This window comes from Cobetia sp., assembly GCF_983723665.1.
Genome location: NZ_CFDJES010000156.1, coordinates 1 through 5,926, shown reverse-complemented (window position 1 = coordinate 5,926; position 5,926 = coordinate 1). Strand labels below are relative to the sequence as shown.

At 66.7% G+C, this 5,926-nt stretch carries 4 protein-coding genes; 2 read left to right on the top strand and 2 right to left on the bottom strand.

All coding sequences use genetic code 11. The features are described 5' to 3' along the window. Positions 1 to 746: histone deacetylase family protein (locus AC4FAH_RS12735; protein WP_490246151.1), on the bottom strand; the 746-nt coding region annotated here is incomplete at its 3' end. Then, positions 730 to 2,895, bottom strand: coding sequence for an alkaline phosphatase D family protein (locus tag AC4FAH_RS12730; RefSeq protein ID WP_490246150.1), 2,166 nt, complete (start codon positions 2,893 to 2,895; stop codon positions 730 to 732). The genes AC4FAH_RS12730 and AC4FAH_RS12735, both read right to left, overlap by 17 nt. Positions 2,896 to 3,167: 272 nt before the next feature. On the opposite strand from AC4FAH_RS12730, the gene AC4FAH_RS12725 reads away from it, so the two are divergent. After that, complete coding sequence (locus tag AC4FAH_RS12725) at positions 3,168 to 3,824, top strand: putative pterin-binding protein (protein WP_242007689.1); 657 nt, start codon at positions 3,168 to 3,170, stop codon at positions 3,822 to 3,824. A 51-nt stretch (positions 3,825 to 3,875) separates the two neighbouring features. After that, a partial coding sequence (locus tag AC4FAH_RS12720) for an ATP-binding protein (RefSeq protein ID WP_490246149.1) occupies positions 3,876 to 5,926 on the top strand: 2,051 nt, incomplete at its 3' end.

The window sequence follows — 5,926 nt, the reverse complement described above, 5'->3', positions numbered from 1 at the left end:
GCGGCATGCGGGTCGACACCGGCATCGAAGATCACCAGCTGCGGGCGTACCCGCGTCAGCACCTCTGTAAGCGTACGCTCCAGCACCGCCAGATAGTCCGCGTCGCCCATGCCCCTGGGCAAGGGCACGTCCAGATCACTTTGCTGCTTGCGCGCCGGGAAGTTGCTCTCGGCATGCAGTGACAGCGTGAAGACCCGCGGCTCGTCGGCGAAGATCAACGCCGTGCCATCGCCCTGATGCACATCGAGATCGACGATCAGCACGCGCTTCACGCCGTCTTCCAGCGCCTGATGCGCCGCCACGCCGATGTCGTTGAGCAGACAATAGCCGCTGGCGGCCTCCGGGTGGGCGTGATGGGTGCCGCCCGCGGTGTTGCAGGCCAGCCCGCGTTTGAGCGCTTCGCGTACGGTGGTCAGGGTGCCGCCCACGGCCAGCACGCTGCGCTCGCGCAGTGCCTCGCTCCACACGAAACCGCTGCGCCGCTGGGCCTGCGCGCTCAGGGTGCCAGTGAGGAACTCATGCACATAGCGGCGGGTATGCACGCTGAGCAGGTCGTCCTCCTCGGCGGGCTGGGGCGTCACCCAGTCGACAGCCGAGGCGCAGTCGGCCAGCTGGCGGTCGAGCAGGCGCTTGAGCACGCTGAACTTGTCCATCGGGAAGGGATGCTTCTCGGGCAGCGCGATCCGATAGCCGGGATGATGGATCAGCGCCAGCGGCGGGCAGTGGGCATCAGCGACGGGGCACAAAGTGCACCTCCTGTCCGTCGGTGGTCAGCTGGCGGATGGCGGTGGGGCGGCCGTCGCTGTCCAGGTCGACCAGCCCGATGCCGCAGGCGTTCAGCAGGCGTTCGCCATGACTGGCCGCGTCGTGGCGGCGCGGCGTGACGCGCATGTTGCGCCGGCGCGTCAGCAGATTGAGCGGTGAGCGCGGGGCGTACAGCCAGCGATTGAGACGGTCGAGCACATCCAGCAGGCCGACCGGGAAGCGATTGCGGATGCCGCTGCTGGTGATCTGCCAGATGCTCGGGCTCGAACGGCGATGCTTGAGGCGCACGTCGTAGGCGAAGGAGTAGTGCACATCGCCGGACAGGATCACGAAGTTCTGCGGCGTGCGCGAGTGGCGGAAGATGTTGAGCATCACGCTGGCCGCGCCGCGATGCGCCATCCAGTTCTCGGCATCGACCATCAACGGCTTGCCCGCCAGCGTGAACAGCTTCTGGATGCTCTCGATCAGCTTGACGCCGAACATCGGCGCCGGGGACACCAGCACCACGGCCGGATGGCCGACCAGGCGTTGCTGAAGCTCGCTCAGCGCCTCCCAGTCCATCAGCCCCGAGGGATGCGAGAGCTTGCGCTCGCTGCGCCAGCGGCGGGTGCGCGTATCGGCCACGATCAGCGGCGGCGTGGTGTCGAGCTGATAATCCCAGCTCTCGCAGCGATGCAGGTGGGCGATCAACGCCTCCTGACGCTCGACATCGAAATGGCCGTCTGCGGCCGTGTCAGTGCCAGTCAGGGCATGAGTGAACAGCGCCCGTGTCTCCTCCAGCAGCTCCGCCAGTGGCTCCGGCCCGTTGCCGGCGGCCTGACACAGCAGATAGCCGGTCAGCGCATTGCCGATGATGCGGCGCGAGAAGGGGTGGCCATAGGCGGCTTCCTCCCAGGCGGCGCTGAGGTTCCAGTCATCGGTGACATCGTGATCATCGAAGATCATCAGGCTGGGCACATTGGCCAGCAGGCGACGAACCTGACCGAGTCCGCCACAGAAGCGCCGCAGATGGCGGGCCTCGGTGGCATGGCGCTCGCGGGTGGCGTCGTCATGGCCCTCGAGCGCAGAGGGGTCTTCCAGGGTGATGCCCAGCGCCTCCCACGGCACGTCAGACCACACCAGCAGGTACATGGCGATGACTTCCGACAGGCCGATCAGGTGGTTGTCAGCACCGGTGGAGGTGAAGATGGGCTTGCGCTTGGCACCGAAGAAACTGGCGGCCACACCTTCGTTGGCCGGCATGTCCGGCAGCAGCTGCGGGCGGTGGTAGAGATGCGAGGGGTGCTGGCGCAGCTCACGAGTGTCGGAGACCTCGGCCTCCATCAGCGTCTCCTCCGGCAACCCCAGCCCCGCGATCAGCTGATCGATCGCGCCCAGCATCGGCCCTGCGACATCGTCGGCGTAGATCTGATCGCCGGTGAACAGCATCACCTCCGGCCACTCGGCGACGCTCTCACGTCGCTCGCTCAACCAGCGATCCAGCGCCACCAGTCCGTCGCCACCCGGGCCCTTGGGCGGTGGCGTCTCAAGGCGATCGGTCGACGCAGCGTCTTCTGCACTCTGCTGCGCCTGCTGCTCGTCGTCACTCAAGCCGTGATGCGGCTTGCGGCAGCTGCCATGCGCGACACGCGTCAGGCGTGACGGCAGTCGAAAGCGCGGCAGGCTTTCACCGGGGTAGCAGATCTGTGGCGCCCAGTCGGCGATGCCCTGCCATTCGGGCGTAACTGACGATGACGCTGCCGCTTCCGTTGCCGTTGACGCTGCCGTTGCCGATGACGGCTCCGCCAGGCCCAGCTCGTAGGCGATGGCGCAGTCGGCGGGCAAGGGCGTGTCGGGATGCGCTTCGATCAACAGCAGCCAGGCATGCTCCCCCAGTGGCATCGCCAGATGCTCCGTCAGCCGACAGCTTGATGTCGTCGGCAGGCCATCCTCACCTCGCGTGGGAGGCGTTGCATCCTGCTCCGGCAGCAGCCACACCCGCGCCTGCTGTGGGCGAGAGGTCACCAGCCACAGCATCACGCCCTCGGCGGTGACACGGCGCAATATCGGGCCTGCCAGCACGCGGGGCAGGGCAGCAGTCGGTGTGGGAGAGCCGTTGGCAGGCAGCGAAGCGGACGAAGTGGCAGACATGAAGCAGGCTCGATGGCAGGTGGAGACGGATAGCGGTCAGCTGACTATCATCAGCTGACGCTTATCAAGCGATAGCGGAACAGGCGACGAACGCCAGCCATGGGCGCAGGCGTGGGCTTGGGCCTGGGCCTGGGCGTATGAGTGGCTCCGTGCGTTGAGTGTGACAACTCGTCGTGGCGCGAGGTTCGCAGGCTCGCAAAGCATGCGCGAGCTAGCGTAAAGTTGGGCCCTTGAATGCACATGGCGTTCGCACAATAGCATGGGAAACCGGCATGAATGATCCATCGGCGAAGCGCCTCGTGAGTCCGCTGTCCAGGCCAGTCAACCGCGGGCACGGCTCGCGCAGCTCCATCTGGCGCAAGGTCGCCCTGGCAACGAGCCTGATCGCAACCCTGTCAGCGAGTCTCTTCAGCCCTGCGGCCCTGGCCGCCGAGGCGCCGCTGGCGACAGGCGAGCGCCACGTGCTGGCGGCCAATGACTGCCTGCCCGCGCCCAGCGGGCCGGTGGTGTTGACGGTCGAGGGCGCTGTCAGCTGTGGCAATGCCGGTTCCCTGCAGGCACCACGGGCGCGTTTCGATCTGGCGATGCTCGAGGCCATGCCGTCGCGCGTGGTGGCCACCCACACCCCCTGGACCCAGGGACGTGTCAGCTTCTCCGGCCCGCTGCTGCGCGAGCTGGTGGCGCGGGTGTCTGAAGATGCCAGGGGGCTCAAGGTGCGGGCACTGAATGACTTCGTGGCCGAGATTCCCCTCAGTGACATCGAGGACTTCGATGTCCTGCTGGCCACGCGACGCGACGGCGAGCGCATGCCGGTGCGGGATCTCGGGCCCTTGTTCGTGCTGTATCCCTTCGATGCTCATCCGGAATTGCTCAATGAGCAGGTACGCTTTCGCAGTGTCTGGCAGGTCACCGGGCTGACGCTGGAGTGAGCGAGGGCTGGCGCCTGACCCCTCAGGCGCAAGATGACATGGAGTCATGCAGTGAATCAGTCGCCGGATGAAAGATCCCCGCATTCAGGCACCGCTGCTGATCAGTCCTTCGCTGATCAGGGCATTGCCGCGTCGGGTGTGGGCGGAAGCGGCAATTCCCCCGCGCGCTGGCCGCTGTGGCTGGGCATGGCGATCAGCATCCTGTGTCTGCTGGCCTCCATCGGCATCGGCGGCACCATCCTGCACAACCAGGTCAGTCTGGAAGACCGCACCCGCGACGACGCCGTCTGGTCGATCTACAAGCTGGATCGTGAGGCGGTCAGCCTTTCCTCCTCGATAGCGCGCTATCGCGTCGCCGGGCCAGCCGATCGTGCCAGCATCTGGAATGAGGTGCTGCAGAATTACGAGCTGCTCTACAGCCGCACCTATATCTTCCGGCGGGGGGATTTCCAGCGCCACCTGATGACCCTGCCGGCCGTGCCGCTGCTGGCCGATGAGTTGATGAGCCAGATCGAGTATCTCGATCTGCGGCTGGAAAATTGGCGGCATGGCCCGGTGTTCGAGGGCACGGGCCCGGTGCAGGGCGCCCAGGCTGACGACGCTTCAGTAGATGACGCTGCACAGCGCTCCCAGGTGCTGGGGCCCGAGGGTCGCGAGGCGGCGGAGTTCCAGCAGCTGAGCGATGCGCTGGGCGATACCACCCAGACGCTGTTGTTGCGGGTACGCGCACGCCTGGCCGAGGAGCTGGCCCACGAGCGTCAGAGCCGCGACAGCCTGGTGCAGCTGATGTTGCTGCTGCTGGCGCTGATGCTGCTGGCCACCTTGATGGTCTGCCGTCAGGTCTGGCTGCAGGCCCGCGGGCGTGAACAGGCCCGCCTGCAGATGCTGGCGATGTCGTCGGCTCTCAAGCACGAGGCGGCGCGGGCCGAACAGGCCAGTCGCGCCAAGTCCGAGTTTCTGGCCACCATGAGCCACGAGATTCGCACCCCGCTCAATGGCGTGATCGGCATGAGCGAGCTGTTGCTGGCCGAACCGCTGCAGAGCAGTGCGCACCGCTATGCCAGCAGCCTGCGCGACAGCGGCGAAGTGCTGATGGGGCTGGTGGATGATGTCCTCGACTTCTCCAAGATCGAGGCCGGCAAGCTCAGCGTCGAACGACGCCCCTTCGAACTGCACACGGCCATCGATGGCGTGATCGACCTGCTGCTGCCGCAGATGGACAGCACGCGCATCGTCTTTGATGACCGCCGCTCCCCCCAGCTGCCCGAGCAGGTCATGGGCGATTCGGTGCGTCTGCGTCAGGTGCTGCTCAATCTGCTCTCCAATGCCTTCAAGTTCACCGAGCAGGGGCGTGTCTGTCTGCTGGTCGAGGCATTGCCGGCGGGGCGCGTGCGCTTCGAGGTCGATGACACCGGCATCGGGGTCAGTGAAGAACAGGCCGCCCAGCTGTTCGAGCCCTTTACCCAGGGCGATGCCTCCACTGCGCGTCGCTTCGGCGGTACCGGACTCGGGCTTTCGATCTCGCGGCGGCTGGTCGAGCTGATGGGCGGGCGATTGGGCCTCAAGCAACGCCCGGGCAAGGGCGCCTGCTTCTGGTTCGAGCTGCCGCTGCCACGCGCCGCGGCGCTCAAGCGACCGGCCTTCACCTCCGCGCCTCTGCCGCTCAGCCGTGGCGAGCATGTCCTGGTGGTCGATGACAATCACATCAATCGCGAAGTGGCCCACTCCATGCTCAGTGGCCTGGGCTACACGGTGACGACGGTCGACAGTGGCGAGGCGGCGCTGGCGTGGTATGCGCGCCAGCGCGATACGGTGCTGGTGCTGCTCGACCTGCGCATGCCGGGACTGGATGGCTTTGCGGTGGCGCGGCGTTGGCGCGCCATGGAGCACAGTGACAGGCGTGCGCCGAGCCTTATCGTCGCGATGACGGCCAATGTGGCGGCGGGGGAGCGTGCGCGCTGCCTCTCGGCGGGCATGAACGACTTCCTGTCCAAGCCGATCCGGCGTCAGCAGCTCGCCAGCATGCTGGCGCGCTGGCAGTCGGGCAGCCAGGACCTCGGCGAATGGCGCGTCAATGCCCTCGCCAGCACCCAGCCCTTCGA

Coding starts and splice junctions, on each gene's coding strand:
- AC4FAH_RS12730 (WP_490246150.1), bottom strand. CDS start 2,895: ATGTCTGCCACTTCGTCCGCTTCGCTGCCTGCCAACGGCTCTCCCACA.
- AC4FAH_RS12725 (WP_242007689.1), top strand. CDS start 3,168: ATGAATGATCCATCGGCGAAGCGCCTCGTGAGTCCGCTGTCCAGGCCA.